The following is a 26,075-nucleotide window of genomic DNA, read 5'->3' on the forward strand; positions in this document are numbered from 1 at the left end:
CTATTGACTGATTGAGTGGATATTATGTGATACAAGCGCTTCTGCGATGAGCAAATCTTCAGGAAAGGTCACTTTGATATTGGTGCTTTCTCCTAGCACAAGATCAGGCTGCCATCCTGTATACTCCATCGCAGAACATTCATCGGTAATCGCCACACCTTGCGCTTGAATATTCCGTAACGCCTGTAGCAAATCACTAGCAGGAAACTTCTGTGGCGTTTGAGCCAGCCAGATACCATCACGGTCAATCGTGGCTTGTATCTTACCATTGGCTTTTTGTTGCTTAATCGTATCCCGCGCTGGCATCGCCAAAATAGCCCCTTGGGCTCCTTGATGCTGAATAATGCGTTCTAATGCACTTTGGCTTAATAATGGCCTTGCGGCATCATGCACCAACACATCCTGCTCAGCGACCTGTTGAACTTGCGATAAATATTCCAATCCCTTTAATACGGTATCGGAACGCTCCATACCTCCTTGATAAGTAAACACACGAGGGTGACTGACCCATGAGGAGTCCGCCCAGTACCCATCGAGCTCTCCAAGCCCAACCGCAACGCCTGCTATCATCGGGTGGTTCACAAAAATGGCCACGGTACGATCCAAAATGGTTTTGCCCAATAGTGGGATATATTGCTTAGGGCAATCAGCCTTCATTCGCTGGCCAATGCCAGCAGCGGGAATAATAACCCAAAGAGGTTGTATCATTTGTCAACTATCCGATAAAACACTTCGCCGTCTTTAATATATTGAAGATCCGTACGGATATGTTCCTCTACGGCCTCTTCACCAGAACGAAGATCATCTACTTGTGCTCTAAGTGCCTCATTACGCTGCTTAAGATGCAAATTCACACGCTCCTGATAGGCAATTTGTTTCGCCAATTCTTCTTGGCGCTTCACACCCTGATCACCGTAGTACAAATGATAAGACTGATAGCCAATAGCTAAGGCAAACAAGGCAAATAATAAACGTGGCATAACGCCCTCAGCAGATAACAAAACGAGTCCCTATTATCGAAGGATTTCGCTAAAAACAAAATAAAAAAGGGAGAACAGAGTCCTCCCTTTTTTAAGTTTTTACAAATTATGCCTGACCTTTAATCTCAGACAAACCTTTATATGGCGCTTTACCGCCTAATTGCTCTTCAATACGTAGCAATTGATTGTACTTAGCCACACGATCAGAACGGCATAGAGAACCCGTCTTGATTTGACCTGCTGCTGTGCCGACAGCCAAATCGGCAATTGTGGCATCTTCTGTTTCACCAGAACGGTGAGAGATCACAGCTGTATAACCTGCATCTTTCGCCATTTTGATTGCTTCCAATGTTTCGGTCAAAGAGCCGATTTGGTTGAATTTGATCAAAATAGAGTTGGCTATACCGTTGTCGATACCACGTTTTAGAATCTTCGTATTGGTTACGAACAAATCATCACCTACTAATTGGAGTTTATCACCCAATAGTTTTGTTTGGTGTGCAAAGCCGTCCCAATCAGACTCATCAAGACCGTCTTCAATAGAAACGATGGGGTACTGGTTAGCAAGATCCTGCAAGAAAAAGTTAAACTCTTCTGAAGTGAATTTCTTACCTTCACCTTTAAGATCGTAGATGTTGGCCTCTTTGTCATAGAATTCAGACGCGGCACAGTCCATCGCCAAGGTAATATCTTTACCAAGTTCATAACCCGCTGCCGCCACCGCTTCTTTGATAACCGCAAGGGCTTCAGCATTTGACGCAAGGTTCGGAGCAAATCCCCCTTCATCGCCTACAGCGGTGCTCAAACCACGAGCACTGAGTACTTTTTTCAGAGCATGGAAGACTTCTGCACCGTAACGCAATGCTTCGCGAAAATTAGGCGCACCGACTGGCTGAATCATGAACTCTTGAATATCAACGTTGTTATCAGCATGCTCACCGCCGTTGATGATATTCATCATTGGAACTGGCATAGAAAACACGCCAGGTGTGCCATTGAGATCAGCGATATGTGCGTACAAAGGCACTTTTTTCGAAATCGCAGCGGCTTTAGCGGCCGCTAAAGACACTGCTAAAATAGCGTTTGCGCCAAAAGTCGATTTGTTTTCTGTGCCATCAAGCTCGATCATAATATGATCAAGTTCTTTTTGTGCTGCGGCATCCTTACCGATTAACGCATCACGGATAGGACCGTTGACGGCAGCAACCGCTTTTAGAACACCTTTACCCAAATAACGGCTTTTATCGCCATCACGTAATTCTAAAGCTTCACGAGAACCGGTAGAGGCACCAGAAGGTGCACACGCTGAACCTACTGACCCATCAGCCAAAATGACATCGGCTTCAACAGTAGGATTACCACGAGAGTCCAAGACTTCTCTGGCTTTGATATCAACGATCTGACTCATAACAAACCTCTTAAAATAAATGAAAAATCACAAACTGCCTGTTTGCTCGACTTATTTTTCTTTACCTGCATGTTTCAATGCTGCGTGAACAAAGGCACTAAACAGGCCGTGTCCGTACCTAGGAGTAGACGTAAATTCTGGATGGAACTGACAAGCAACAAACCAAGGGTGATCGGCAATTTCCACCATTTCCACCAAAGAGTTGTCTTCTGAACGACCGGAGATCGTCAAACCAGCTTTTTCCAACGCTTCAACGTAGAAGTTATTTACTTCATAACGATGACGATGACGCTCTGTAATCACCGCTTGACCATAAGCTTCAAAAGCTTTTGTCCCTTCGACTAGATTACAGTTTTGCGCGCCAAGTCGCATCGTCCCACCTAGATCGGATTCCTCTGACCGGATTTCTTTGGAACCCTCTGCATTGGTCCATTCGGTGATCAGACCAACAACTGGGTTCTCTGCTTTTAAATTAAACTCTGTACTGTGCGCACCAGCAAAGTTAGCCACGTTACGAGCATACTCGATAACGGCAACTTGCATCCCTAGACAAATCCCCAGATAAGGGACTTTATTCTCACGAGCGTACTTAGCAGTGGTAATTTTGCCTTCTACACCACGCTCACCAAAGCCGCCAGGAACCAATATGGCATCCATACCGTTGAGTATGTCCGTGCCGTTTTCTTCTATTTTCTCAGAATCGATGTAGTGCAGTTTTACCTTAGTTCGAGCATGAATACCAGCATGGTCCATGGCCTCGATTAGAGATTTATACGCATCCAGCAACTCCATGTATTTGCCCACCATGGCGATGTTGATCTGCTTCTCTGGGTTCAATTTTGCTTGTGTTACTTTATTCCAGATACTTAAATCTGGCATGTCACAATCTAGATTGAAACGTTCCACAATTAAACTATCCAATCCCTGATCATTAAGCATCTGAGGAATACGGTAAATAGTATCAGCATCAGGAAGGGAAATAACGGCTCGTTCTTCTACGTTCGTGAACAATGAAATTTTCTTGCGCTCAGGCGCTTCAATGGACACTTCAGAACGGCACACCAAAATATCGGGCTGAATACCAATAGAACGCAGCTCTTTAACAGAGTGCTGGGTGGGTTTCGTTTTGGTCTCGCCAGCGGTACGGATGTACGGCACCAAGGTCAGGTGCATAAACAAAGCACGGTGTGACCCCACTTCGACTTTCATCTGGCGCACCGCTTCCAAGAAAGGCTGAGACTCAATGTCACCGACCGTTCCGCCAATTTCAACCAAGGCAATATCCGCACCTTGAGCTCCTGCGATAACGCGTCGTTTGATTTCATCTGTAATATGAGGAATAACCTGAACCGTTCCCCCTAAGTATTCACCACGACGCTCTTTCTTCAGAACATGCTGATAAACACGGCCCGTTGTGAAGTTGTTTCGCTTGCCCATTTTAGTAGATATGAAACGTTCGTAGTGACCAAGATCAAGGTCAGTTTCTGCGCCATCTTCTGTAACGAAGACTTCGCCGTGCTGGAAAGGACTCATGGTGCCGGGATCTACGTTGATGTATGGATCCAATTTAAGCATGGTGACCTTTAGTCCACGTGATTCAAGGATAGCAGCCAAAGAGGCAGCCGCTAAGCCCTTACCAAGTGATGAAACCACGCCGCCGGTGACGAAAATATATCGTGTCGCCATGAGTATTTAACCCGCCTTAAAATATGAAAAAGTGACATTTAATGATGAAAGGAATTACCCCTTCAGGACGGGAGGATATAATAGCATTGCCAGCCAGTTGGCTCAATGTAAAACACAACGGATTTACGTCAAGCCAACAGAATGTATTACAAACAAAGACAATAAGGATAACTAGCGCGAGTTATCGCTATAAATCCAGCTCAATCACTGGACTTTTCGAGCGCGAACAACAAGGCATAATAAACTTCCCTTCACTATGCTCCTTATCCGTTAGAAACACGTCACGGTGATCAGGGGTGCCACTAATCACCCCCGTTTGGCAAGTGCCACAGACACCGGACTCACAAGAGACAGGAACAAAGATGCCGTTGTTTTCCAATACCTGAAAAATCGTTTGATCTTCTGCCACCTCTAACAGCTCACCCGTGCTGGCAATTTTTACTTTGAAAGGCGTATTGGTCGCATCGCCTTCAGCCAAATCAGGAGCTGTGAAATATTCACGATGCACCCGTTCATCAGGCCAACCTAAATTCTCTGCCTGCTGAATAATATGACTGATAAAATCAGCGGGGCCACAAACATACAACTCACCGTCCATAGCATTTTGAGACAGTACATTGACCACATCCATACGACCGGATGACGGTACTTGACTGTAGTGAAAATGCATTTTATCGGCAAACGAACCGGACTCAAGCGCCCTAGCAAATGCGGCGGTATCAGGAGACTTAGCACAATAATGAAACTCAAACGGCAGCCCCATTTTGTGCAACTGCTGAGCCATTGGAAGCAATGGTGTCACACCAATGCCACCGGCAATTAACAAGGCTTTGCGCTTAGTTTTCGCCAGTGAAAAATGATTACGCGGGGCACTAATATTGAGCTCATCCCCAACCTTTAAGGTGTGCACTTCACGGGAGCCGCCTCGGGATTGGGCATCTTTCAGTACAGCAATCTCATAATATTGCGCTTCTGACTGCATACGACACAAGGAATATTGACGAATCAAACCGCTTGGCAAATGAAGATCAATGTGTGCACCCGCTTCATATGGAGGTAAAGCAGAGCCGTCTTGGCTACCTAGAACAAGACGCACTACATTCTCAGCTTCTTCTACACAATTTCTAACAACAACAGGAATCATCCATCCCCCTACATTTAAAGCCAAACTAAGCAAAGGACCTCATACGCATCCCTTCACACTCTGACTATAACATTTACACCACTCGCCTAAGGCTTTTACGATAGAAAGCCACATGGCTAATATATCGCAAAAGCCCCACCATTTAATCTAGCTCACATTACGTGCTTTTAAAAAGACACTTCTTGTAATGGGGCCGATTGCTGTGTTCCAGACGAACGTTTAGACGGATTTGCCTGCTCTTGCTGAGCTCTTTCTTCATTGATAATACGGTTGATCACACGACGGGATTGTACCCCTCCGGCATCAATATCAAGTTTTAATAGCTGGTAATCAGGAAAAGCTAGTAAATTCTCTTGTTGACGTTCCAACACCTCTAAATCTTCTGCAAAGATTTTGCCTTGTCCTTCACGAATAGAATCCGTTAAGGCTTGATCTTCGGGCTTAAAGTGTCGCGCCATTCCCCAAAAATACCAAATAGAGGTTTCGGTTTCAGGGGTAATGAAGTCCACCACAATACTACCGGCTTTTTTGTTTTCTGGCGCTTCAAAACCACCATGACCGGCATGGGCAACACCAACATCAATTAACACATGGGAAGGCGGAGTAAATCGACAGATTTGCCAACGATCTACTGGCACATCATCGGCTAAACCATTAGCTCGAAGAGCGGCTTTCCAGAACGGCGGAGCCATAATATTTTCCATAAAGCGACTGGTAATAACAGTATCGCCGTCTACTTTGGTTGATACTGGTGATTCATCGATTTCTTTTTGGCCGATACTGGTGGCGTGTACATAGGTTTCGTGGGTCAAATCCATCAGATTATCAACCATTAAGCGATAATCACAATTGATATGGTATAACCCACCACCATAAGCCCACTCAGGGTTAACAGCCCATTCTAGGTGCGGAATCAACTCTTTATCTGCTTTGGTTTGGTCGCCTGGCCACACCCAGATGAATCCGTAGCGCTCTTCAACCGCGTAAGATTTCATACAAGGAAAGCCTTGCACACGCTGGAGTGGCATCTCTTTTGTTTTACCATCCGCGCCCATCTTCAAACCATGGTAACCACAGACTAACAGCCCGTCTTCCACATAACCCAACGATAAAGCAGCTCCACGATGAGGACAAAAGTCCAATACAGCCGCGATTTCATTATTATGCGAACGGTAAAAAGCGATATTCTCGCCACAGATCTTGCGACCCAGTGGTTTACTACCCGCCACTTCGTCAGACATCGCAGCCACATACCAAGCATTCTTAGGATAAGTTTGTTCTTTCATGTTTTCTCTCCTTTTTATTTTTCTTTTTAAGCGCTTCACACGACGGCAGTGCATTGAAGCGTCTTACCAGAATACCAAACATTGGATCCAATATAGACAAAAAATAGATAAAATAAAACAGATTAAGCTAAAATGGATCCAATAATAAAGAGAGAAAATAATGTTTTACACCACAATAGTTTGATTAATAAGCGTTTATTGCACCTTTCTTATTTCTCATCTTTACACTTTTTTTAAGATAAAATAGGAGCACATTGCACTGCCCCCCATACAGCGCATCGACATAGCAATGCATTCAATTAATTTCAACCGATACGAACAAAGGACAACCATGAGCAAACCCGGTCAACAAGTTATTAGCCGCCTACGACAAATGATTCTTTCTGGTGAGCTTCCCGCTGGGCAGCGTCTGGCCGAAATTCCTACATCGGAAGAACTAGGCGTCTCGCGAACCCCTGTGCGTATCGCGTTTCGAACGTTAGAGCAAGAAGGGCTATTAACAAAGCTACCAAGGCGAGGCTATATCGTTAGGCAAGTCACTCAAGAAGAGATAACAGGCTCAATTGAGGTAAGAGGAGTATTAGAAGGCTTGGCTGCTAGACAAGCCGCTGAAATTGGGTTATCTGACGCTCATAAGGAAGAGCTAATCTATTTGTTAAAACAAGGGGATGCACTCTTCCTAAATGGCACCATTGACGAACAAGACCTTGAGCAATACCACGACATCAATAAACGTTTTCATCAAATTATTATTACGGCAAGCCATAATCCTGCCATAGAAGAAGCATTGAGTCGCAATGAACACCTACCATTTGCCTCCATCAGTGCATTAGCGTTTGATAAAAATAACTTATCACGGGAATATCGACGATTTAACTTTGCTCACATGCAACATCATGCTGCCGTCGACGCCATCATTCATGGACAAGGAAGTCGAGCGGAAGCCATCATGCGAGAACACGCCAATGCCACCCTAGGTTATGCCAAGATTTTCTGTGAACAAGAAGGCAATGAAAACGAAATGCAAGTGATTGGCCGAACTAGCCTGTAGACCTTTTTCAACCATTCATTGCATGACATCGTGACAATCTAGGACAGGTTAGGATTGCCTAATGACACCTCAAGAACATTACTACCTTCCCGAACGGGTTGACCCACCATTTCGTCATAGGCACTTTGGTGGATTAACACCATCTTAGCGACTTGCTTACCTTTAAATAACGACTGTAAATCCAGCTTATTATGACTGGTCAGACAGCGCCCTTTATCATTCATCACAAACACTTCTTCGCCATCTAAAACCACCGATACTTGATATAAATTCGACTCAAGGGAATGGATCTTAACCTTATCAAACATGGCAACCTGACTAAGCTCATCTAGAGTCATAACGTCGTCCTATCTTCTAGTGAAAAATAAAACCTTCTTAACAACCAATACGTTGTCATTATGTCGCTGGTTTACTTTTTTTGCGTCACATCAAATGAAATGTAAACCCATCACGTTTTCACAGAATAACCGTTTATCTCATGCTATGGTTAAAGAGTGAATATTAAAAAAAACGTCTACCCACTAGAAAAGGAGAATTCCCTTTGAACAAAGAGCAGCTGCATGAATTATATGCCTACTCTAGCGATGTCGAACACGCACTCAAACGCATGCAATGCGCCATTGAAAAGCCTGAGAGAACGCTAATCGGATTAACAGGTGGCCCAGGGTCGGGGAAAAGCACGTTAGCAAGCTATCTTTCATCACGTCTGGAAGAAATCCAACCGGGGCAAATGATTTGTCTCTCTATGGATGGCTTTCACTACTCAAAAAAAGAGCTCAGCTTATTACCTAATCCAGAAGAAGCCTTTTCGCGTCGAGGTGCCCCATGGACATTTAACAGCGCCGCTTTTATCGAACGCCTTAAGAAAGTAAAGAATGGCTATCAAGAAGAGGATGTGGCTTGGCCAAGTTTCGACCACAAAGTTGGCGACCCTATCGAAAATGATTGTCTTATTTCAAAAGACATTAAACTAGTCTTCGTGGAAGGCTTATATTTACTTCACCAAGAAGATGGCTGGGCAGAGTCTACTGCACTTTTTGATCAGCATTGGTTTTTAGACGTTCCTCTTGAAATTGCCATAGAACGCTTAGCTCAGCGACACATGCAAGCATGGGGATATACGCACGCTCAAGCGATGTCAAGGATCCAAAACAATGATGGCTTAAACGCTGGCATCGTCGCAAAAAGCAAACCAAGAGCAGATTGGATAATGACTATTTAATCATCGGCTTCTTCCAACATAAGCTAACGAAATTCAGTTAGCTTATTCCACCTGTTAACCTTCACGTTATATGTGTCATGTCTTCTGGTCTGCAATGGTCTCAGCACTGCGCTCAAAGGTGAGATTAAGGCGAATAAACATACCTTTGATGGCTTCGACTTGTGGCGACTCTCCAACAGCGGCAACTAATTCATTGTAGAGCACCGCACTCGTTTTACTAAACTCATCATCATGTTGACCTTTTGTCGCTAGTAAGAAGGCATCGGCTAAGGCATTTTGCCATTGATCTAAGGACGTTAAATGTTTGCCTGCTAGATTTTCACAGATTGCATGCAGACGAATCGAAACATGGCCAAGATTAAGCGCACTCAAAGCAAGATCCGTAATGGCACGAGACTTAGAGCCCTGATCATAAGTAGTTAACCGTAAAAGTCGATCCGCCATGCGTCGGTTATACCATGCCACAGGCGTCGTTTGTTGGTTAATATCCAACAAGTCTTGGTAGGTCGCCTTAAAAATTCGATGCACCAATAACTGAACACTCGGCCCTCTGATTAAGTGAAACCCCCAAAACAGAATACATACCCCAGTAAAAATAGCCATGCCTGCACTTAGGGTATAATCAATCGAAAAAGGTCGAGTCATCCCTCGACCTGGACTGACCAAAATGGAAAAAGGTATACAAAAACCCAACCCATAGGGCAAGGTTTGTCGGTCTGCAAGCAGCAACAAGCCAATAAAATAAGGCCCAGCTAATACCAGAAGAAGAATTTCCAATTGCCCCGAGCTTTGTGACAGTAAATTAAGCGCATAAAAAAGCGTGACGAACACCGCCACAACCACGCCAATCAACAAACGCTTCAGCATTACTCGCAATATAACCAGCGGAACGCGAGCCAACATAATAGAAAAGATGACAGGTAAGATCATAATCATCAAGGCTGCATTCGATCCGGTGCTCACCCAAATAGCGGCACCGATTAAAAACACCACACTGGTACGAAACCCAGTCATTAGCCCTGCTAATGGGTCACGGTAACTCTGCATCCTCGGTTCATTAAGTAAGGTGCTGTCCCGCGCTTCTAGCGCTCGATAAGCCCTTAATAGTACGGTCAAATCTGAGGTGATTTCCGAACCGATATTGATCACATGTCTCTCAAAAGGTTGGTCTGCATCATTATTGGCGCGAAAATCTGTCAGCTCTCGACGCAGGATTTTTACTTGATCTAAGCAATAATTAAAATCATCAGATTCTGCAATCTGGGCAAATGCGGTTCTCAACCGATCAATCATCTGAGCCAGAGTGGGAGTCATTAACTCATAATGGCGTCGCTGCAAGCGACCAAAGATTTGTATCAACGCCAACAAAGACAGCACTCTCTGACATATCTGATTGGCCGCTCGGGAGCGTCCCGGCCCTTTTGGTCCTTCATAACTCACCGCACTAGAATTCTCACTAACGACCCCGAGCGTCATCATAATGGCATCGATTTGCTGATGTCGTCCCTCATGAGAGCCCTCTTTATCCAGCTCCGTGACAAGATAGCTTAATGTCTGATTAATGACTGATCGAGATTGGTATTGTAGGCTGGTTTTTACTTTCATTGGCCAAAACAAATGGCTGACAATACCCGCGCAAATCGCGCCTATGATAATCTCACTCATACGCGCTTGCGCCACATTAAAAACCGCCTGACTACTGGCGGCAGTGGGATTGGCCATCACTAAAATAACAACAATCTCTGCGGTTACTGCCGCCATCGCAAACGCATAAATAAAATTCGCTTGACGTACCATCACAGATAAAGCGGAATTGATACCTAACCATAGCGCTAGAACCCCCAACCCCAAATAAGGGTATGGCATCAGCTGAGTCAACACCAAAATGCCAAACAGCCCCCCAACGATTGTGCCGACAATCTGACAAATGGCCTTCTCAACGACCAACCCCGTTTCTGGACGCATTTGCAAAAAGACTGCCGAGACCAATGCCCAGTAGGGTCGATCAAGGTTTAAAAACAGCGAAACGGTGAGCGCCATCGCCATTGCGATGACACCTTTTAACGCAAAAATGACCGCCTGCTTTTCAGGAAAAAACAGATTCCGTAATACGAGGCTCAAATTCGTCTCCTTAGTGCTGCGCGAGATGAATCGTAGCCGTCATACCCGCGCTGAGTTGAACACCTTTAGGCAACGGATCCAATTTGATATCAACCGGAATACGCTGGGATAAACGAACCCAGTTGAACGTTTGCTGAATTTGCGGCAGAAGCTGCCCATTACTTTGTGTATTCGTATCGGCAATGGCTTTACCAATACTCACCACATGACCGGTTAATGGTTTACCACCACTTAATAACGTTATCTTCGCCTTCTGATTTAAATGAATTAACGGTATTTTGGTCTCTTCAAAATAGCCTGTTATATAAAAAGAGTCAGACTTAACAATGGCAAAAACTGGCTTACCTTGGCCAACATAATTCCCTTGGTGTAGGTTTAAGTTAATGATATAGCCAGAGACAGGAGCATAAACTTGTGTACGGTTTAAATTTATTTGCGCCGATTCCTGTTCGGCCTTAGCCAAATCATACTTAGCCTTGTCTACTTCTGCACTGATGCGCGAGGATTGTAAATCTTCTACACTGATGGCTTTTTGCCGACTCAACTCAGAACGTCGCTCGTATTTATGCTTCGCTAGTTGCCAAGAATACAATGCTATTTCAGTGTTGGCCTTACTCTGATCTAGTGCCGCTTGATAGCGTTTTTGATCAATAGAAAAAAGCAAATCCCCTTTTTTCACTGGTTGATCATTGACAATGTCCAGCTTAGTCACCCAGCCAGAGACATCCGGTGCAACCGTAATAATATTGGCCCGTACACGTCCATCACGCGTCCATGGAGAATGCATATAATCATTCCAAACCCAGCGTCCTGACAATATTGCACACACTATCACCAACAAAGTGATCAACATTCTTATTGACTTCGTCATTGAGAAAACCTTCCACCTAATAAATACACGGTTAGAGCCAAATAACAAACAAACAAAGACACTTCAAACCATGCCACTTTCCAAATACGATCATGCCAATCTAAGCGATGTAAAACAAAACGGGTACAAGCCGACATTAAGAAAGCAATAGGACAATAAACGACCAGCGGGCTAAACTCTAATCCACCTAAAACAACAGCCTGAAGCATAATGAATATCCTGTCATTATAGAATTCGGGAGGGAGATCGAGGAAATCAGTCGCTTGCCAATATCAAAACAAGCAGAATAATCTCCCCTCTCTAAGCATAGAATTATATCGGTCTGATACCAAAAAATTGTGCAGCTAACAACGAAATAAAAAACAATTATAAGCGGTATATCATAACCAAATAACAATGGGGAAAACGCAACCATCGCTCATGCCATACAATACTAATAATTTAAGTAAAACAGAACGATTAGCTAGTGAAAAAGCGCACGATATTTTCAAATGCCACTCGGCAATATAACTCGTAGCTCTGTTTCTCAACATAACCAATATGTGGCGTTGCCAAGACATTTTGCAGCGATAGCAATGGATCTGCCGCCCCTAGAATAGGCTCTTGCTCAAATACATCTACAGCGGCAAAGCCAGGATGACCAGAACCGAGTGATGCCAATAACGCCCCATGCTCCACTAATTCAGCACGACTGATGTTTACAAACAACGAATCCGGCTTCATTAATGAAAGGTCGGCCTGTGTTACCACACCGGTTGTCGCTTCGTTTAATCTTAGGTGCAAAGACAGTACATCGGCTTGAGCAAAGAAGGCCTGTTTAGACTCAGCCGCTAAATAGCCCATTTCCTCTGCTTTTTGGCGAGAGGATTCACTTCCCCATACCATTACCTTCATACCAAATGCCGTCGCATAGCGGGCAACACGCTGACCAATTTTACCAAAACCCCAAATCCCGAACACCAGACCGTCCAGTACTCGTCCTAACCCCAGAGAACCTGCTGCTTGCCATTTCCCCTCTTTTAAACCACTGGCATAAGGCACAATATGACGTGATGCCGCCATCACCAATGCCCAACACAACTCTGCGGGCGCAACAGGTGATCCCACTCCTTCAAGAATAGTAACACCATGACGTTGGCAAGCTTCTACATCAATGTGGTGACTGATTTTTCCGGTTTGACTGATGACCTTTAAGTTGGGCAGAGCGGACAAAAACGCTTCATTAATTTGCGTTCTTTCACGAATCAACACCACCCCATCTACTGAATCTAGCGCTTGAATTTTTTCTTCTTGCGTCAATATATCACTGACAATCATCACCTCATGCTCCACCAAGAGAGACATGCAATTCAGGTCTTTAATCACATTTTGATAATCATCCATAATGGCAATTTTCATACTAGCTCCACTCACATTACATCATTAGGGAAAGGCAAACGAGTATCCATTTGCCATTCAATATTAAGATCCGCATACTCAGGGTGACGCCATAAAGATCCGATCGCCACCAGCTTCTTCTCGCCAGTTGCATCACTAATAAAAATATAGGGAAGATGATCTCGCCACCAATTTGGAATCGACAAATCATTAAGCCATTTCTTTAGCTTACGGTGCTGACCGTTATCCATCAATAACTCTCCTCCTTGAGGACGCGCCAGCAACTTACAAAATCGACTTTTACCCAGTCCTGTGATGCGTATTTGATCAAAGGCACGGCGTAACCATTCCCCTTCTAATAGAGGTGCTAGGATAACCGGTTCATCAGCAGGAAGAACGTACATCGCATCATGATGACGCCGAATACGTGCACTGGGTAACACAAACTCTGGCTGCTTATCCTGCTCTCCCATCATCATTCTCTCGATGCTCTCTAACTGGGGGTGTGATAAAGAAATATGCTGCGTTTGCAAGAAACATCTCAACCAAAACAGACGCTCAGCCCGTATCTTATTTTTCAAGAAGGAAAGAACCAAGCCATTCCACTGATTACACCAGTTATTTAACTGCTGCTCAGAGAGCGCCTCTAACATGGCATAGTCTGTCGCAATACGCTGTGAGCTTGAAACAATGCGTTGCTCAAGATGAGGAAAATGCTCTTCCAGTTTAGGTAATATTTTATGCCGTAAAAAGTTCCGAGAGAAACGGGTGTCTAAATTGGACTCATCTTGAATCCAGTGTAATTTGTGTTGCTTGGCATAACGCAGAATGTCACCTTTTGAGACATCGATAAATGGTCGAATCAATTGCGACGCTCCTAGCTTCCTTTCCATCGGCATACCCGACAAACCTTTCCCCCCCGTACCACGCAATAAGCGAAACAATACGGTTTCTACTTGATCCCCCCGATGATGTGCCAACAATAGAATGTCGTTCTCACCAAGGGTTTGTTGAAACGCTTCATAGCGAGCGTTACGGGCCGCGTCTTCAATTGAGGCCTGAGTCTGTAATTGCACACGTTGGGCAACAAAACGCACCCCTAAGTCTTGGCAAACCGTCTGACAATGGGTTAACCACTCATCAGCATGCTCGCTTAACCCATGATGCACATGCACCGCTGCCAGTTTTTGGCGTTGCTTATCATTAAGTGACTCACATAAAGCATGCAATAAAACATGAGAGTCCACTCCACCGCTGAACCCGACCCACACTGTATCTGCAGAAGAAAACACGCGGTCTATCCAATCTACGCAAAAACTCAGTGAATCAGATGCACTCATTGGCGAGATGAATAAGGACACATCACACTTCAACATTCTCTCCTAGAAATAAACAAAGCCAACAAAAAAGCCCCCTTAAATTAGGAGGCTTTTCGCGTCACACAATGATTATAAACCGTAAGACATCAAGCGATTATAACGACGAGCTAAGAGCTCCTCTTCTGTCAGAGCATCCATACGCGCCAACGCGGCTAACACGCTTTCTTTTAAACTATGAGCAATTTGCTCATGGGCAACATGGGCACCTCCCATTGGTTCTTCAATGATGGTATCCACAAAACCTAATTCTTTCAGACGCTGTGCTGTGATTCCCATGGCTTTGGCCGCGTCGGCAGCACGCTCAGCACTCTTCCAAAGAATGGAGGCACACCCCTCTGGAGAGATAACAGAATAGGTGCCATATTGCAGCATCATTAACTCATCACACACCCCAATCGCTAAGGCTCCGCCTGATCCACCTTCACCGATTACCGTGGAGATAATGGGTGTTTTAAGACGTGACATCACCGCTAGATTGTAAGCAATCGCTTCGCTTTGACCACGCTCTTCCGCACCGATACCAGGATAGGCCCCAGGTGTGTCAATCAAGGTAATAATTGGCATGTTAAAACGCTCTGCAGTTTCCATCAGACGCAACGCTTTACGATACCCTTCTGGACGAGGCATACCAAAGTTTCGCAACACTTTTTCTTTCACTTCGCGACCTTTTTGGTGGCCAATGACCATCACAGGACGCCCATCTAAACGCGCAATACCACCGACAATGGCACGATCATCGGCATAATGGCGGTCGCCATGCATTTCTTCAAAATCGGTAAACACATGCTTGATGTAGTCCAGAGTGTAAGGACGTTTAGGATGACGTGCCAATTGTGACACTTCCCAAGCACCAAGATTGCTAAATAAACTTTGTGTTAAGGCGATCTTTTTCTCTTCAAGACGACTGATTTCATCACTGATGTTCAGTTCATTATCGTTGCCGACTAAACGCAACTCTTCAATTTTTTGTTCAAGCTCAGCAATCGGCTGCTCGAAGGGGAGATAATCTAAATTCATAGTTAATTACACTGCTGTTTGGTTGCCATCAAATACAAAGGCAAAGGACATTTCGCCATTTGCTCTGTCGGCGCGCTCATTGCCGCGCTCTATTGTACAAATTATAAAATGGGGCTAAGTATACACTAGCTGAACATTTTGTTTACCGTATTGTTTCTGAAGTTCGTGAATTAATTCATCATCTGGACGAATTTTCCAATTCGAACCCAGCCGAATGTCGCCACAGGCCTGATCCGTATCAAAGCCAATCACCACATCACAACCGTCACCACGAAAAGGTTCCATGCATTTCGCCAAATTCTGAATCGCAGATTGGGTAACACTTTGCTCTGTCCATGTTATACGCAATGCTTCCACATAACGCACTCGTGCTTGCGCTATATCTAAGATGTTTCGGGCAATGACTTTTTGTCCACCACGAAACTCATCGACCGTAATTTCCCCTTCTACCACCACCACTTCATCTTTCACAATGACGTTTTTAAAGGTTTCAAAGTTATCAGGGAAGACCGTTACTTCAATTCGAGCCGAACGGTCATCCAACGTTACAAAAGCAATATTGCCTCCTTTCTTACTTTTGGTAATACGAAGGTCAACAATCAAGCCTGCCATGACTTGGGTATCCCCTCGTTTCGGCTGTAGATCCACTATGCGGGCACGTGCAAAGCGACGAATTTCCTTTTCGTACTCATCTATTGGGTGACCTGTTACATATAGACCTAATGTATCTTTTTCACCATCTAAACGCTGACGGCCAGGCCACTCATGTCTAATGCCTATTTCATCGTAGGCATTTTCGGTGGTTTCCTCCACTGTAATACCAAATAAATCCATCATACCGGCATCATTATCTTTAGCGGCTTGATCGGCTCGTTTCAAGGCTTCATCGATAGAAGCAAACAAGGTTGCCCGGTTTGGCCCTATTCTATCAAACGCACCTGAGCGAACCAGTGCCTCCATAACCCGCTTATTTACCTTACGACCAACCCGCTGGCAAAAATCGAAGATATGCTTAAACGGCCCATCTTTACGCGCCTCAACAATCGCTTCAATCGGCCCTTCCCCGACGCCTTTAATCGCCCCTAGTCCATAAACAATCACCCCCTCTGGGGTAACGGTAAATTTATACATAGAAGCATTTACTGAGGGAAGTTCGAGCGGCAGCTTCATGGATCGACACTCTTCCACGAAGATCACGATCTTATCGGTGTTTTGCATATCAGCTGATAAAACCGCTGCCATGAATGGCGCAGGATAATGTTTTTTCAGCCAAGCCGTTTGATAGGAAACTAAGGCATAAGCGGCAGAGTGGGATTTATTAAAACCATAACCAGCAAACTTCTCCATCAAATCAAAAATGTTACCGGAAAGATCTTTATCTATATTGTTCTTGAGCGCTCCCTCCATGAAAATCTGACGCTGCTCAGCCATGACCTCCGGCTTTTTCTTACCCATAGCACGGCGCAATAAGTCGGCGCCCCCTAGGGAGAATTTTGCCAATACCTGGGCAATCTGCATAACCTGCTCTTGATACAAAATGATGCCATAAGTTGGCTCGAGAACAGGAATCAAATCTTCATGCTGATAATCTGGATGTGGGAAAGCAAGCTCAGCACGGCCATGTTTACGGTTAATGAAGTCGTCCACCATGCCTGACCCCAGCGGACCAGGACGGAACAAAGCCACCAAAGCGATAATATCTTCAAAGCGGGACGGCAATAGTTTTTTAATCAACTCTTTCATGCCACGGGATTCAAGCTGGAACACTGCTGTGGTTTCCGCTCTCTGTAATAAGTCGTATACCGACTTATCTTCTAGATCAATCAGGGCAATATCAAGTGGTGGTTTACCAGCTGCCTCATGGATGGTATTAATGTTTTTTACCGCCCAATCCACCACAGTCAGAGTCTTCAGACCTAAGAAGTCGAACTTAACCAGCCCAGCTTCTTCCACATCGTTTTTATCGTACTGTGTGACGAGACCAGAACCATCTTCTTCACAGTAAAGCGGAGAGAAATCTGTCAATTTGGTCGGTGCGATGACCACCCCACCTGCGTGCTTACCAAAGTTACGCACTACCCCTTCAAGGGAAAAGGCCATTTCCATGACTTCGGCAGCGTCTTCATCCCCGGCAAGAAACTCAGGCAACGCGGGTTCTTCTTCCAAAGCTTTCTTAAGAGTCATACCGATTTCAAACGGAATCAGCTTGGACAGTTTATCCCCTAAGCTGTAGGGCTTTCCTTGAACACGCGCCACATCTCGCACCACCGCTTTCGCCGCCATTGCACCAAAAGTAATGATCTGAGACACGGCATCACGGCCATATTTACGGGACACGTAATCGATAACTCGGTCTCGGTTATCCATGCAAAAGTCGATATCGAAGTCAGGCATGGAAACACGCTCTGGATTCAAGAACCGTTCGAATAGCAAATCGTATTCAAGGGGGTCCAAATCGGTAATTTTAAGCGCATAAGCCACCAAAGACCCGGCACCAGAGCCACGACCAGGACCAACCGGAATGTCGTTATCTTTTGCCCATTGAATAAAATCCATTACGATCAGAAAGTAGCCTGGAAACCCCATCTGATTGATGATATTGAGCTCAAAATCAAGACGATCCCAATACTCCTGGCGACGCTTCTCGATCCGCTCTCCGTATTTATTCACCAAAAAATCAAGGCGCTCTTGCAAACCATCATAAGAGATTTTTTTGAAGAAATCTTCCATGGTCATGCCATCTGGTACCGGGAAGTCAGGTAGGAAATATTTCCCGAGTAAGACATCCACATTACAGCGCTTGGCAATCTCCACCGTATTTTCTAGCGCCTCTGGAATATCTTCAAACAACGCCTGCATCTCGTCGGCAGTTTTAAAGTATTGCTCTTCAGAATAAAGACGTTTACGACGAGGATCATCCAGTGTCACACCATCATGAATACAAACGCGCGCTTCATGCGCTTCAAAGTCTTCACGTTTCAAAAATCGTACATCGTTGGTGGCCACAACAGGACACCCTAGCTCATTTACCAACGGCACCACAGCATGGATAAAGCGCTCTTCCCCCGGACGACTGGTACGCTGTAGCTCAACGTAGAAACGATCTGGAAACACCGACATCCAATAAGCCAAGCGCTCCTTGGCTTCCGCTGTATGTTCTTTTAACAACAATAGACCTATGTCACCAAACATCGCACCAGATAAGGCAATAACATCTTCGCTGTTTTCTTCCACCCACTCACGTTTGATAATCGGGCGGCCCTCTACTTGACCAATCTGATATCCTTTGGAGATGACCTTAATGACGTTTTTGTAGCCCTTATTCGACATAGCAAGGAGAGTCAGGCGAGATCGTTCTTCAACCACACCATCGGCTTCAAGAACAATATCCGCTCCGCATATTGGCTTAATGCCTTTGTCCATCGCGCCTTTGTAAAAACGCACAAAACCACAAAGGTTATTCTCATCGGTAATCGCTACGGCGGGCATGGCCTGAGCTTCTGTCGTGCCCAGCAAACCTTTAATTTTCACCAAACCGTCTACTAGAGAAAACTCGGTGTGGACACGTAAATGGATAAACGATGTCGACAAAATACTATCCTTCTAAGATTTTCTTTACAGGACCAAATGATCGCCTATGAATAGGCGTGATACCATGCTCTTTTAGCGCGGCAAGGTGAACCGCCGTAGGGTAGCCTTTGTGCTTTTCAAAACCGTATTGTGGGTAACACTCAGCCATGGCGATAATCGCTCTATCTCGAGTCACTTTTGCTAAAATAGACGCAGCAGAAATAGCCTCATGACGGGCATCGCCTTTCACCACCGCTTCGGCGTCACACTTCAATTGATTCGGTACTCGATTGCCATCCACCAAAACATACTCAGGCGCCACCGATAATTTGTCAACCGCACGACTCATTGCCAGCATGCTTGCATGCAAGATATTCATCTCGTCAATTTCTTCAATACTGGCACTGGCAATACCATAAGATAATGCCTTTTCCGTGATTTCTTCAAATAACATTTCACGTTTTTTTTCACTGAGTTTTTTAGAGTCAGCTAACCCATCGATTTTGTTATTTGGGTCTAAAATCACCGCTGCCGCAACCACTTCACCAGCAAGAGGGCCACGCCCTGCTTCATCCACCCCAGCCACAAGATCGCCGAAATACACATTACTAACAAAAGGTTCCATTAATTAATTTTTCCTTGTTGCAGATCCACTATCGCTTTAGCGGCAACCGCCCCAGCGTCTTTACGCAACAATTGGTGCAACTCTCGGTAATGTTGCTGAATCGATTGATCTCCCCAAAAAGACTGCCAAGTTTGCAATAAACGACGAGCTAGATGAGTCGGCGTTGCATCATCTTGTAATAATTCCGGCACCAAGGCCTCGTTTGCTAACAAGTTTGGTAAAGAGACATAAGGTACTTTCACCATACGAGACACGATCGCATAAGTCAGTTTATTAAAACGATAAGCGACAACCATTGGTCTTTTTACCAGCATGGCTTCCAAGGCTGCCGTTCCCGACGCTAATAAAATGGCATCGCTAGCCGCCATTACTACTCGTGATTTACCATCAATAACAATGGCTTCCATATGCGCTTCGTGTAAGAGTGCCTCAATTTGCTTTTGGCGCTCATTGTTGGCAGCGGGTATCAAAAAAATGGCCTTAGGCTGCTGTTGCTTAACAAGCTTCATCGCCTCAATAAACAAAGGGGCCAAGCGCCCGACTTCCCCACTACGAGACCCAGGCAAAATACCAAAAACTGGCCCCTCAAGATGGGTTGGTAAATTAAGCAGCTCTCTGGCTTTTTTAGCATCACTTTCTAGGGGAATCTCATCTGCCAGCGTGTGTCCGACACACACAACAGGGATATTATGCTCATGATAAATAGGCAGTTCAAAAGGAAATAAGGCCAACATTAAATCAACCGATTTTTTAATGTTGAAAATACGTTTTTTACGCCACGCCCAGACAGATGGGCTCACATAATGAATGGTTTTAATACCCTGAGCTTTTAGTTTACGTTCTAGGGGTAAATTAAAATCAGGCGAATCAATACCAATAAAGGCCGTCGGCGGGTTCATCACACAATCATTGTATATACGTTTGCGAATTTTTAACAATTCACATAGACGTCCCAGAACCTCGATCAACCCCATGACCGACAAGCGCTCCATAGGCACTACAGTCTTTAACCCCTGGGCCTCCATTAACGGCCCACCAATTCCTTCAAATACGGCATCAGGTTGCAATTTCTTTAAATGAGCAATAAGACTCGCTCCTAGAATATCACCTGAAGCCTCACCAGCCACTATTACATAACGTGTCACTGACGCCATTTCATATCTTCCATCTTTAATAATAAAAAACCCCGAAATAATCCGGGGTTTTTATAGAGCGATTATTGGGCTATCGGATGATGCCACGTTTAGAGCGCCGAATTGACAAGACAAATTCCGCCACATCCGAAATATGATGAATATCATCTTGCTCAATGTCGTGCAAAGCCTGCTCTAAGGTTAAACCTTTTAAATAAATGATTTTATACGCTTTTCTTAAAGCTCTAATAACATCTTGCGGCACACCGCGGCGACGCATCCCTTCGAAGTTCATTCCATGAGCCTTTGCTGGACTACCAGACACCATCATAAACTGAGGGATATCTTTTGCTACCATGGACCCCATGCCGCACATGCTATAGGAGTTAACCTGACAAAACTGGTGGATTCCCGTGTAGCCACCAAAAATCACAAAATCCCCCACTTTTACATGTCCTGCTAAGGCTGCATAATTGGCAAAAATATTATTATTGCCAATAATACAATCATGCCCAACATGAGTGCTCGCCATAAAGAGATTATGGTCACCGATCTGAGTTATACCATTATCTTGGATCGTACCACGATGTATTGTTGCGTTCTCTCGAATGACATTATGGTCACCAATCACGAGCTTAGTCGGCTCACCTTTGTACTTCTTATCTTGGTTTGCTTCACCAACAGAGGCAAATTGATAAATTTCATTATTCTGACCAATGGTCGTATGGCCGTTGATCACCACATGAGATTTAACAATGCTATTAGAACCAATCTTTACATCAGGCCCAATAACGGAAAAAGGCCCAATCTCTACACTTGGGTCGATTTCGGCTTTTGGGTCAACTAAAGCTGTTGGGTGTATTGCCACTTAAATCTTCCTATCTGCACACATGATCGTTGCGGCACAAACTAACTCACCATCAACCGTTGCTTCACATTCAAATTTCCAGATACCACGCTTTTGCGTGAGAATCTTTGCTTCTAATTGTAGACGATCTCCAGGCACAACAGGACGTTTAAATCGTGCTTTGTCTGATCCAACAAAATAATAAATCGAACCATCAGCGGGTGTTTTATCACTCGTTTTAAAGCCGAGGATACCTGCAGCTTGCGCCATGGCTTCAATGATCAACACCCCAGGCATCACAGGGTGATTAGGGAAATGACCATTAAAAAATGGTTCGTTAATAGTAACATTTTTATAAGCTATAATGGACTCATTCAAATGCAGTTCAACAACACGATCCACCAGTAAAAACGGATACTTATGAGGTAAGTATTGGCGGATTTCATTCACGTCCATCATTTATTATCAACCTTCTCTAAAAACTTATTAACTTGTTGTTTCAGTTGCGCAAATTGCTTTGCCATGTCATCAATTCTTCTAATACGAGCCACGGTACGACGCCATTTACTCGTTGGTTCCATTGCAATTCCAGAAGAGTAAGATCCTGCCTCTAAAATAGAATTAGTGATCATACTCATACCCGTGATATGTACTTTATCTACAACCGTAAGGTGTCCAGCAATACAAACGCCTCCTGAAATAGTACAAAACGAACCAATTTTTGTACTACCAGCTACCACTGTACACCCAGCAATGGCGCTATTATCGCCAATTACAACGTTATGAGCAATTTGTACTTGGTTATCAATTTTGACCCCATTACCAATAGTGGTATTATCTAGAGCCCCTCGATCAATAGTCGTACTTGCACCGACTTCTACATTATCACCAATAATAACGCGACCAATCTGGCTGATTTTCTCCCAACCGTCTTTTTTTGGCGCAAAGCCAAATCCATCGGCACCTATGACAGCACCACTGTGTATGATAGCGTTAGCGCCTATAGTAACATCATGGTAAATGGTCACATTAGGATAAATCGTGGAATTGGCACCAATTTTGGAGCCTCGACTGATCACACAGCCAGCACCTATGACACAACCATGCTCAATCACCACATCATCATCAAGCACTACATTAGGGGCCAACACTACATCTTCTGCCACGGTTGCCGTTTTGGATACAACACAGGTCGAATCTATACCAGACCAACCTTGTGTTGCGGGCGCAAATAAGTGAGAAAGTTTAGCAAAGGCTAAATAGGGATTCGCGACAACAATTGCGTTATTGACCAACTCAGCAACCTCATCACTTTTCACTAATACAGCCCCTGCCGAGGTATCGTAAAGTTGGCTTTGATACTTAGGGCTCGCCAAAAAACTTAGCTCATGACTTAGCGCTTTTTCCAACGTCCCCAATCCAGAAATCTGGAGATCGGGATTTCCCTTTACTTTACCTTGAACTTTTTCTGCTAACTGCGCCAAAGTATAGCCCATGATTTACTTACCTTTATTCAGACGATCAATTAATGCTTTTGTAATATCGGAATCGGGTGCAGCATACACTGCAACGTCGCGGTTTATCACTAAATCCAACTTACGTTCTTTAATGATGGCTTTCAGTGCCGCTTCACCTTGTGGTGTCAACTTCTCAATGACACTTTGTTCCAAACCTTGGGCCTGATGCTGCATACCAGCTGCCATAGAACGCAATTGGTTTTCACTTTGCATCAACTCCATACGACGTTTTTTTAAATCTGCTGGACTTAAAGTTAGTTCATCTCGCTTTAATGCGTCGGCTTTTTTCTGAACTTTTTCTTGTTCACTTTTCAAGCGCGCATCCATTTCAGCAACTTGTTTTCTTGGTTCGGCTGATGCTTTTTGACCGATATTGCTTTGCAACAACGCTGCTCTAAAATCCACAACCGCAACATTGTTTGCATGCACACAACCAACCATGAATAAACCAACAAGAGCACCCAATACTTTTTTCATTCTTTATCTCCTCACATACCCATTAGTAATTATTAAAATGTTGTCCCTAACTGGAACTGGAAGAAGTCGGTTTTGTCACCTTCTTTCGCATTCAATGCTTTGGCAATATTAAAGGACAGTGGGGCGATAGGCGTAATCCAAGTCCAACTCAACCCCAAACTGTACCTCAACTCGGAGGGATCAAACCCCTCTTTACACATATTATTTGAAGGCAAACAATGGGATGCAAAGACGTTACCTGCATCTAAAAATAATGCCGTCCGAACCGATTTGTGATCTTCAACACCAGGCATTGGGAAGATCAACTCAGCAGTCGCTGTGGTTAAAATATTTCCCCCTAATGCGGAAGGTGTACTCGTCGATCCTGGTGGATAAGAGTTTTTAGGCCCAAGTGATGAGGCGCTATAACCGCGAACAGAATAACTACCACCAGCAAAATAGTTTTCAAAGAATGGTAATTCATCGCTTGACCCATAGCCACTACCATATCCCAAACGTCCTTTTAAGTGGAATAACCAGAGGTTTGAATGGTCAATGTTCCAATACCTCTGGGAATTTAGTCCTACTTTATAATATTCTTGGTCACCCAATGGCGTTGACACCTGCAAACTCGCCGAAGTCGAATAACCGTTCGTCGGCAGTACACCACCAATCAAATCACTATCTGACCAAGTAATGGACCCCAACACATCATTATAAGTATTGCCGTATTTATCGATATAAGAACTGGTTTCAAGCGACGGCGTAGAGCCAAGCTTAACGGTGGTTTTCTTCACCGTTGTACCGAAGGTCAAACGCTGCGTATCAGAAATAGGATAACCGTAGCTTAAACCCAGCCCAATTTCATCTAATTGATAATCCTCAACATCATCAGCGGCATAATCACTAGTTTGATAGAACAGCTGTACGCCTCGGCTAACCCCATTCACGGTAAAATACGGATTAGTGTAATTAATCGCATAGTTCGATGTTTTATTCGAACGCTGCGCATTAAAAGCAAGCTTATTACCTGTGCCTAAGAAATTGGATTTAGAAATACCAAAACCTAGTACAACCCCATCAGAGTCAGAGAAACCAATACTCGCCTGAATACTCCCGGAAGCCTGCTCTTCTACCGATACATCCAAATCCACCTCATCGGTTGTTCCAGGCACACGACGTGTTTTAACATCCACATTACTAAAGAAACCAAGACGCTCAATTCGACGCTTCGAGTCTTCAATTTCAGAGCGTGTTGCCAATGCCCCTTCAAACTGTGTCATTTCACGGCGCAATACTTCATCTTGTGTCTCACTGTTACCGCTAAACACGATGCGGCGAACATACACTTTTGGTCCCGGCGAAATTTGGTAAGTCAGATTCACCTTATGATCAGGTAGCTTTTCCGGAATCACATTCACATTAGCAAACAGATAGCCAAAATCCCCTAACTTATTGGTAATATCTTCAATGGTCTTGGTCACTTTACTGCGCGAGAACAAATCCCCTTTTTTCTGATCGATCTGTTTCCAGACCAAATCTTCTGAAATTGGCAGGCTACCATTCAGTGAAACCTTATTAATTGTATAAGGCTGACCCTCGCTCACATTGATAACGATGTAGACATTACGCTTATCTGGAGACACACTCACTTGGCTCGACACGATCTGGAAATCCAAATAGCCGCGATCAAGGTAAAAACTTTTAAGACTGTCTAAATCCCCTTGCAGCTTCGCTTTAGTGTATTCATCCGCAGAACTAAAGGGGTTCCAAGAAGCACCTTCAATACCGGACTTAAAATCTTTTGTGAGTTGTTCATCAGTAAAATGCTTATTACCAATAATATTGAGGTGAACGATTTTGGCCGTTTTTCCCTCATCAATTTTAATAGCAACATCGACACGATTACGCGGCATTTTTGTTGTCGTCACATCGACTTTGGCACTATAACGTCCCAGCGCATAGTATTGGCGCTGAAGCTCTTGCTGAATTTTATTTAAGGTTTCGGGCTTATAAATCTCCCCAACCTCTAAGCCAGATAATTTTAAACCGCGCTTTAAGTCTTTAGTTTTTATCAGCTCATTACCCTTGATGGTTAAATTACCGATAGAAGGACGCTCCACCACTTTAAAAATCAGCACGCCCTTTTTATTTTCGTAAGCATCAATATTACTAAAGTACCCCGTACCAAAAAGCGATTTAATTGCTTTATAGACTTCATCAGAATCATAAGGTTGCCCTTGCTGAAAACCGATAAGATCAAAAGCCCTAGTTGATGGCATTTGAACCAAGCCATCAATACGAACATCCTCTACATTTTTCGCGACACTTTGCACGCTTATTAAAGCCAACAATACAGCTGAAACGACTTTCACAAATACCTCT

Annotated in this window: 23 protein-coding genes; 2 read left to right on the forward strand and 21 right to left on the reverse strand. The window is 44.3% G+C overall.

Features of this window, described 5'->3' with window-relative positions:
* From ispD to AC0VYI_RS19110, 6 genes are all read right to left on the reverse strand, one after another.
* Complete coding sequence (ispD, locus tag AC0VYI_RS19085) at nucleotides 1–708, reverse strand: 2-C-methyl-D-erythritol 4-phosphate cytidylyltransferase (protein ID WP_199474400.1); 708 nt, start codon at nucleotides 706–708, stop codon at nucleotides 1–3.
* Nucleotides 705–980: a septum formation initiator family protein gene (locus AC0VYI_RS19090; RefSeq protein ID WP_199474398.1), complete on the reverse strand. Its 276-nt coding sequence runs from the start codon at nucleotides 978–980 to the stop codon at nucleotides 705–707. Before AC0VYI_RS19090 ends, ispD begins: the two co-directional genes overlap by 4 nt.
* 106 nt (nucleotides 981–1,086) lie before the next feature.
* On the reverse strand, nucleotides 1,087–2,388 hold the full coding sequence (gene eno / locus AC0VYI_RS19095) for a phosphopyruvate hydratase (protein ID WP_199474396.1): 1,302 nt from the start codon (nucleotides 2,386–2,388) through the stop codon (nucleotides 1,087–1,089).
* Between the two features lie 51 nt (nucleotides 2,389–2,439).
* Nucleotides 2,440–4,074, reverse strand: a complete 1,635-nt coding sequence (locus AC0VYI_RS19100; protein WP_199474394.1) for a CTP synthase — start codon at nucleotides 4,072–4,074, stop codon at nucleotides 2,440–2,442.
* Between the two features lie 187 nt (nucleotides 4,075–4,261).
* The gene (locus AC0VYI_RS19105) at nucleotides 4,262–5,218 is read right to left on the reverse strand and encodes a PDR/VanB family oxidoreductase (RefSeq protein ID WP_475444886.1); all 957 of its coding nucleotides are present in this window, start codon (nucleotides 5,216–5,218) and stop codon (nucleotides 4,262–4,264) included.
* Between the two features lie 167 nt (nucleotides 5,219–5,385).
* Entirely contained in the window at nucleotides 5,386–6,504 is a 1,119-nt protein-coding gene (locus tag AC0VYI_RS19110) for an aromatic ring-hydroxylating dioxygenase subunit alpha (protein WP_475444887.1), read from the reverse strand.
* A gap of 331 nt (nucleotides 6,505–6,835) precedes the next feature.
* On the opposite strand from AC0VYI_RS19110, the gene AC0VYI_RS19115 reads away from it, so the two are divergent.
* A complete protein-coding gene (locus AC0VYI_RS19115; protein ID WP_199474391.1) occupies nucleotides 6,836–7,555 on the forward strand; it encodes a GntR family transcriptional regulator in 720 nt (239 codons plus the stop codon).
* A 38-nt stretch (nucleotides 7,556–7,593) separates the two neighbouring features.
* Here the strand turns inward: AC0VYI_RS19115 and AC0VYI_RS19120 are convergent, their stop codons facing one another.
* Nucleotides 7,594–7,893: a DUF6482 family protein gene (locus AC0VYI_RS19120; RefSeq protein ID WP_475444889.1), complete on the reverse strand. Its 300-nt coding sequence runs from the start codon at nucleotides 7,891–7,893 to the stop codon at nucleotides 7,594–7,596.
* A gap of 203 nt (nucleotides 7,894–8,096) precedes the next feature.
* Between AC0VYI_RS19120 and AC0VYI_RS19125 the strand changes: the two genes are divergently transcribed.
* On the forward strand, nucleotides 8,097–8,777 hold the full coding sequence (locus tag AC0VYI_RS19125) for an AAA family ATPase (protein WP_475444891.1): 681 nt from the start codon (nucleotides 8,097–8,099) through the stop codon (nucleotides 8,775–8,777).
* Nucleotides 8,778–8,852: 75 nt separating this feature from the next.
* Here AC0VYI_RS19125 and AC0VYI_RS19130 read toward each other — a convergent pair whose 3' ends face one another.
* From AC0VYI_RS19130 to bamA, 14 genes are all read right to left on the reverse strand, one after another.
* On the reverse strand, nucleotides 8,853–10,898 hold the full coding sequence (locus tag AC0VYI_RS19130) for an FUSC family protein (protein ID WP_475444892.1): 2,046 nt from the start codon (nucleotides 10,896–10,898) through the stop codon (nucleotides 8,853–8,855).
* A gap of 10 nt (nucleotides 10,899–10,908) precedes the next feature.
* Entirely contained in the window at nucleotides 10,909–11,769 is an 861-nt protein-coding gene (locus tag AC0VYI_RS19135; RefSeq protein WP_199474388.1) for an efflux RND transporter periplasmic adaptor subunit, read from the reverse strand.
* Nucleotides 11,766–11,978 (reverse strand): DUF1656 domain-containing protein, encoded by a 213-nt coding sequence (locus AC0VYI_RS19140; protein ID WP_199474387.1) that lies wholly within the window; start codon nucleotides 11,976–11,978, stop codon nucleotides 11,766–11,768. The genes AC0VYI_RS19135 and AC0VYI_RS19140 overlap by 4 nt, the downstream gene beginning before the upstream one ends.
* Nucleotides 11,979–12,228: 250 nt before the next feature.
* Nucleotides 12,229–13,167, reverse strand: a complete 939-nt coding sequence (locus AC0VYI_RS19145) for a D-2-hydroxyacid dehydrogenase family protein (RefSeq protein ID WP_199474385.1) — start codon at nucleotides 13,165–13,167, stop codon at nucleotides 12,229–12,231.
* An 11-nt stretch (nucleotides 13,168–13,178) separates the two neighbouring features.
* The gene (gene tilS, locus AC0VYI_RS19150) at nucleotides 13,179–14,522 is read right to left on the reverse strand and encodes a tRNA lysidine(34) synthetase TilS (RefSeq protein ID WP_475444893.1); all 1,344 of its coding nucleotides are present in this window, start codon (nucleotides 14,520–14,522) and stop codon (nucleotides 13,179–13,181) included.
* Between the two features lie 72 nt (nucleotides 14,523–14,594).
* Nucleotides 14,595–15,542, reverse strand: a complete 948-nt coding sequence (accA, locus tag AC0VYI_RS19155; protein WP_199474376.1) for an acetyl-CoA carboxylase carboxyl transferase subunit alpha — start codon at nucleotides 15,540–15,542, stop codon at nucleotides 14,595–14,597.
* A 114-nt stretch (nucleotides 15,543–15,656) separates the two neighbouring features.
* Nucleotides 15,657–19,133: a DNA polymerase III subunit alpha gene (gene dnaE / locus AC0VYI_RS19160; protein ID WP_475444895.1), complete on the reverse strand. Its 3,477-nt coding sequence runs from the start codon at nucleotides 19,131–19,133 to the stop codon at nucleotides 15,657–15,659.
* 4 nt (nucleotides 19,134–19,137) lie between these two features.
* Nucleotides 19,138–19,737, reverse strand: coding sequence for a ribonuclease HII (gene rnhB, locus AC0VYI_RS19165; RefSeq protein ID WP_475444897.1), 600 nt, complete (start codon nucleotides 19,735–19,737; stop codon nucleotides 19,138–19,140).
* Nucleotides 19,737–20,891 (reverse strand): lipid-A-disaccharide synthase, encoded by a 1,155-nt coding sequence (gene lpxB, locus AC0VYI_RS19170; protein WP_199474373.1) that lies wholly within the window; start codon nucleotides 20,889–20,891, stop codon nucleotides 19,737–19,739. The genes rnhB and lpxB overlap by 1 nt, the downstream gene beginning before the upstream one ends.
* Nucleotides 20,892–20,961: 70 nt before the next feature.
* Complete coding sequence (gene lpxA / locus AC0VYI_RS19175) at nucleotides 20,962–21,738, reverse strand: acyl-ACP--UDP-N-acetylglucosamine O-acyltransferase (protein ID WP_199474372.1); 777 nt, start codon at nucleotides 21,736–21,738, stop codon at nucleotides 20,962–20,964.
* Complete coding sequence (gene fabZ / locus AC0VYI_RS19180; RefSeq protein ID WP_067013819.1) at nucleotides 21,739–22,176, reverse strand: 3-hydroxyacyl-ACP dehydratase FabZ; 438 nt, start codon at nucleotides 22,174–22,176, stop codon at nucleotides 21,739–21,741.
* Nucleotides 22,173–23,213, reverse strand: coding sequence for a UDP-3-O-(3-hydroxymyristoyl)glucosamine N-acyltransferase (gene lpxD / locus AC0VYI_RS19185; RefSeq protein WP_475444899.1), 1,041 nt, complete (start codon nucleotides 23,211–23,213; stop codon nucleotides 22,173–22,175). Before lpxD ends, fabZ begins: the two co-directional genes overlap by 4 nt.
* 3 nt (nucleotides 23,214–23,216) lie before the next feature.
* Nucleotides 23,217–23,711, reverse strand: coding sequence for an OmpH/Skp family outer membrane protein (locus AC0VYI_RS19190; RefSeq protein ID WP_199474368.1), 495 nt, complete (start codon nucleotides 23,709–23,711; stop codon nucleotides 23,217–23,219).
* 32 nt (nucleotides 23,712–23,743) lie between these two features.
* Nucleotides 23,744–26,065, reverse strand: coding sequence for an outer membrane protein assembly factor BamA (gene bamA, locus AC0VYI_RS19195; RefSeq protein WP_199474366.1), 2,322 nt, complete (start codon nucleotides 26,063–26,065; stop codon nucleotides 23,744–23,746).
* Nucleotides 26,066–26,075 lie beyond the last annotated feature (10 nt).

The organism is Marinomonas sp. 63XJN7_9_ISO-PGPR-S23-217, from assembly GCF_056173515.1.

Excerpts from the sequence above, each read along its gene's own strand:
- ispD (WP_199474400.1), bottom strand. The coding sequence starts at position 708 with ATGATACAACCTCTTTGGGTTATTATTCCCGCTGCTGGCATTGGCCAG.
- AC0VYI_RS19090 (WP_199474398.1), bottom strand. The coding sequence starts at position 980 with ATGCCACGTTTATTATTTGCCTTGTTTGCCTTAGCTATTGGCTATCAG.
- eno (WP_199474396.1), bottom strand. The coding sequence starts at position 2,388 with ATGAGTCAGATCGTTGATATCAAAGCCAGAGAAGTCTTGGACTCTCGT.
- AC0VYI_RS19100 (WP_199474394.1), bottom strand. The coding sequence starts at position 4,074 with ATGGCGACACGATATATTTTCGTCACCGGCGGCGTGGTTTCATCACTT.
- AC0VYI_RS19105 (WP_475444886.1), bottom strand. The coding sequence starts at position 5,218 with ATGATTCCTGTTGTTGTTAGAAATTGTGTAGAAGAAGCTGAGAATGTA.
- AC0VYI_RS19110 (WP_475444887.1), bottom strand. The coding sequence starts at position 6,504 with ATGAAAGAACAAACTTATCCTAAGAATGCTTGGTATGTGGCTGCGATG.
- AC0VYI_RS19115 (WP_199474391.1), top strand. The coding sequence starts at position 6,836 with ATGAGCAAACCCGGTCAACAAGTTATTAGCCGCCTACGACAAATGATT.
- AC0VYI_RS19120 (WP_475444889.1), bottom strand. The coding sequence starts at position 7,893 with ATGACTCTAGATGAGCTTAGTCAGGTTGCCATGTTTGATAAGGTTAAG.
- AC0VYI_RS19135 (WP_199474388.1), bottom strand. The coding sequence starts at position 11,769 with ATGACGAAGTCAATAAGAATGTTGATCACTTTGTTGGTGATAGTGTGT.
- AC0VYI_RS19140 (WP_199474387.1), bottom strand. The coding sequence starts at position 11,978 with ATGCTTCAGGCTGTTGTTTTAGGTGGATTAGAGTTTAGCCCGCTGGTC.
- AC0VYI_RS19145 (WP_199474385.1), bottom strand. The coding sequence starts at position 13,167 with ATGAAAATTGCCATTATGGATGATTATCAAAATGTGATTAAAGACCTG.
- tilS (WP_475444893.1), bottom strand. The coding sequence starts at position 14,522 with ATGTTGAAGTGTGATGTGTCCTTATTCATCTCGCCAATGAGTGCATCT.
- accA (WP_199474376.1), bottom strand. The coding sequence starts at position 15,542 with ATGAATTTAGATTATCTCCCCTTCGAGCAGCCGATTGCTGAGCTTGAA.
- rnhB (WP_475444897.1), bottom strand. The coding sequence starts at position 19,737 with ATGGAACCTTTTGTTAGTAATGTGTATTTCGGCGATCTTGTGGCTGGG.
- lpxB (WP_199474373.1), bottom strand. The coding sequence starts at position 20,891 with ATGGCGTCAGTGACACGTTATGTAATAGTGGCTGGTGAGGCTTCAGGT.
- fabZ (WP_067013819.1), bottom strand. The coding sequence starts at position 22,176 with ATGATGGACGTGAATGAAATCCGCCAATACTTACCTCATAAGTATCCG.
- lpxD (WP_475444899.1), bottom strand. The coding sequence starts at position 23,213 with ATGGGCTATACTTTGGCGCAGTTAGCAGAAAAAGTTCAAGGTAAAGTA.
- AC0VYI_RS19190 (WP_199474368.1), bottom strand. The coding sequence starts at position 23,711 with ATGAAAAAAGTATTGGGTGCTCTTGTTGGTTTATTCATGGTTGGTTGT.